Origin of the sequence: Endozoicomonas sp. ONNA2, from assembly GCF_024606365.1 — a bacterium.
GTDB lineage: Bacteria > Pseudomonadota > Gammaproteobacteria > Pseudomonadales > Endozoicomonadaceae > Endozoicomonas.
Genome location: NZ_JAHHPO010000013.1, coordinates 1 through 2,072, shown reverse-complemented (window position 1 = coordinate 2,072; position 2,072 = coordinate 1). Strand labels below are relative to the sequence as shown.

2 protein-coding genes are annotated in these 2,072 nt (G+C 44.4%); both read left to right on the top strand.

From position 1 onward, the window contains the following. On the top strand, positions 1 to 973 hold a 973-nt coding region (locus tag KDK14_RS00175; RefSeq protein ID WP_257262994.1), incomplete at its 5' end, for a hypothetical protein. Between the two features lie 480 nt (positions 974 to 1,453). Continuing rightward, on the top strand, positions 1,454 to 2,023 hold the full coding sequence (locus KDK14_RS00170) for an HlyD family secretion protein (RefSeq protein WP_257262993.1): 570 nt from the start codon (positions 1,454 to 1,456) through the stop codon (positions 2,021 to 2,023). Positions 2,024 to 2,072: the final 49 nt, after the last annotated feature.

The following is a 2,072-nucleotide window of genomic DNA, read 5'->3' as shown; positions in this document are numbered from 1 at the left end:
TAAAAATCATACAGCAAATGATCCGGGTTCAAATGCATTTCTATTAAACAATCACTCGGTCAGCAAAAATCAGTCTTTGCTCATGGTCAATAATAGCGATTGTGGAGTTGCTACCCGTCTTTCAGAGGCTTTGCAGGCCGGTGTTGTACAACACGTCAACCATTATTGTCGACATATATTGGAGAGTCCTTGCGATGAATCGATGAAACAAATACAGCTGGAGGCTAAAAATCCTGCCGGTGTTCCCGGCCTTTACCTGGCGCTCAAAAAAGACCATGCCCATTGCATCCAGGCTTTTTTTGAGCAAGTACAATGCAGTAACCTGGACCCCGGGGTGATACGGCAATTGCTGGCACCCAAAGGCCCTTCGGACGACACGCCAGGCCTGCGTCTGGCTATGAGCGGTGGCTACGTGAACGTCGTCGATGCTTATTGTGAATGGATACTGAAGATGGAAAACTCTGATCTGTGGAAACAAGACCAGCTAGAGGCCCTCGGTGCCAATCCTTCGATTATGCCTGCTTTGCACCACGCCCTGTCAGAAGATTCAAGTGAGTGCGTTACCGTCTTTTGTCAACGGATACTGGCAAGTGATCTCAGCGTTCAGGTAAAAGAAAAACTGGTGGCAGCTGAAACGTTGGACTTTGAACATACTCCGGGTCTCCTCAAAGCTATTTCTAAAGACAATCATGCCAGTGTGGAAGCTTTTTGCAAAACAGTATTGAAGGCGGAATTGGCTATCAATATGAAGCGCAGGCTGTTGGAATCAAAATACCGCGGTGTAACAATCATGCAGCACCCGGGGTATTCCAACTTTAACTGGAACCGGGCATTTCGGTTGTACAGGTCGACCGTATTAACCAGTGATTTGAATTTCAGAACAAAATTATCATTAACATCCCGTAATTTAAATTGGTTAAATTTTCATTTAAATCCTGCCCGCCTTTTACACCGTCTGTACTACCGTCGATAGTGATTGCAAAATTTGACTTTTTCCTATGAATAGCTATCCGTATGAAATAATATATTTCTGACTCCTTGTGCTGGCATTCCCGGCAATTGCTCCTGCGTTGCTCTATCTCCTGCATCCATCATGCAGCCCAACTCCGGTCACATAGCTAAGGCTATGCTCCGTTGTGCCTTGCACAGTACCGGCCCAAGCAGCCACTTCTTCAGATTGAGGTACTGTCGAAAACGAAATACTCCTAAATCCAGCTTTATCACCTTGCTTGAAGCCTCACTCTAACGATGATTTACGACATATCATTGTAGCCCATGCTCAACCATCATCAGGAAAAACTGCTTTTTGTTTTTTAAAGCACACTCTGAATGCTTCATTATACTAACTTGAGCTTACTCTTTATCCCTGTGAGATAGTTCAATGGGCTGTTCCGAAATCGTGGGCCATAGACTTAACAGAAAGCGGTTACTCCAGATATGTATAGTTCTTTTAATGCTCGTTCTTGTTTATCGATTGAATCATCAAAAAACATCATCTGACAAAGTGATTTCTCCGGCTTCAGTGAATATCCGTGAAGTAAAACTCACCAATATGAATCACTGGGTAATTTCTGAAGGTACATTAGAAGGGCAACGCAAAGCTTGCTTGTCCTTCGATAGATCAGATACTGTCGTTTATATCGGAAAAACAAAGCAGGGTGGTGATCTTCGTGAAGGATCAATGGTCTTCGGCCCCGGAGATGATCTCAGTAGGGGGCAATTATTGGCCCAGATTGATCACAGGGAAGTCATATCAAAAATTGCAGCTCTGGAGGCTCAACTGCTATCTGCAAAAAACCGGAAACAGGAAGCAACAGCACGGAGAATGCTGGCAATGAATGAGGTAGATCTGGCAAAACAGACACTTCAACGAATCGAGCACCTTTATCAACAGGGATTGACTGCGCAGGAACAACGTGAACAGGCAGACCTGAAAGTAAAAAATGCTGAGATGCTCCTCACTTCGGCAACCAGTCAGATCAATATCGCCACCCATGACGTGCAACAGATAAAAGCCAAGTAACCATTCGCTAAATCCATTATTCAAGCATCAATAGCCCTGTTCAGCTATC